This is a genomic window from Candidatus Thiosymbion oneisti (genome assembly GCF_900092655.1).
Lineage (GTDB): Bacteria > Pseudomonadota > Gammaproteobacteria > Chromatiales > Chromatiaceae > Thiosymbion > Thiosymbion oneisti.
Genome location: NZ_FLUY01000589.1, coordinates 1 through 1,318, shown reverse-complemented (window position 1 = coordinate 1,318; position 1,318 = coordinate 1). Strand labels below are relative to the sequence as shown.

The window sequence follows — 1,318 nt, the reverse complement described above, 5'->3', positions numbered from 1 at the left end:
CAGGGACAGCTTGGCCGCGGTCCTGCGGGCAATCTCCCGGTAGATCTCGCTGATGCGTGAATCGGGCTGAGCCACGACGGTCGGCCTGCCGCCGTCCGTCTCCTGCCGGATGTCAATATCCAACGGTAGTGCGCCCAGCAGTTGCACCCCGTACTGCTCGGCCATGGCCTGACCCCCACCCTCGCCGAAGATGTGCTCCTCGTGCCCGCACTTGGAACAGATATGGATGCTCATGTTCTCCACGATACCCAGCACCGGCACCTCCACCTTCTGGAACATCTTCAGACCCTTGCGGGCATCCAGCAGCGCGATATCCTGGGGTGTGGTGACGATGACCGCACCGGAGACGGGCACCTTTTGGGCCAGGGTGAGCTGGGTGTCGCCGGTGCCGGGCGGCAGGTCGATCACCAGATAGTCCAGATCCGACCAATTGGTATCATTGAGCAATTGCTCCAGGGCCTGGGTCACCATGGGGCCACGCCAGATCATTGGGGTCTCCTCGTCGATCAGGAAACCGATGGACATAGCCTGGAGGTGGTAGCTGTTCATGGGCTCGAGCGTATTGCCGTCCTTGGAGTCCGGCTTGCCGGTGATGCCCAGCATGCGCGGCTGTGAGGGACCATAGATGTCCGCATCCAGAATGCCGGTCTTGGCACCTTCGGCGGACAGCGCCAGGGCCAGATTGACCGCAGTGGTCGACTTGCCGACGCCGCCCTTGCCGGACGCTACGGCGACGATGTTCTTGACGTTGTCGATCGGCTTTAAGGATTTCTGGACCGAGTGTGCGACCACGGACCAGGTGACATCGACCTCGGCCCCGGTGACGCCTTCCAACCCTTCCACCGCCGCTTTGACCTCGGCAGCGATCGCCGCCGCCACGGTTTTGGCCGGAAAGCCAAGGATGACCTCGATCTTGACCCGGTCCCCCTCGATCTCGACGCCCTTGACGCACCCGGCGCTGACCAGATCCTTTTCCAGGTGGGGCTCTCGGTAACCCTTGATCGCCGCTTCGACTTGTTCTTTGGTAACTGCTGACATGGTTTGCTCCATCTGGTCAGGCGCCGAACCTGTCGGTCCGCCCCGAAGTTCGCGAGAACACAATAAACAACCTGGTCGCTATTCTATCCGAATAGCCGCCGATCCCCCCGCGACAGTTGGTCTTTATGTCAGGATTTCAAGCTCGGACTGACTGGTAGTGGCTCAGTTCGCGAAAAATCGGAAATTGCGAAAAAACGCAATGGCGCAAGGACGCCAAGACGCAAAGAAAGAACAAAGAATCTTTGCGTCTTGGCGCCATTGCGTCCTGGCGTTAAATGGG

1 protein-coding gene is annotated in these 1,318 nt (G+C 60.3%); it reads right to left on the bottom strand.

What is annotated here, in order from left to right:
- A partial coding sequence (apbC, locus tag BQ17_RS06495; RefSeq protein ID WP_256091501.1) for an iron-sulfur cluster carrier protein ApbC occupies positions 1-1,050 on the bottom strand: 1,050 nt, incomplete at its 3' end.
- Between the last annotated feature and the right edge of the window lie 268 nt (positions 1,051-1,318).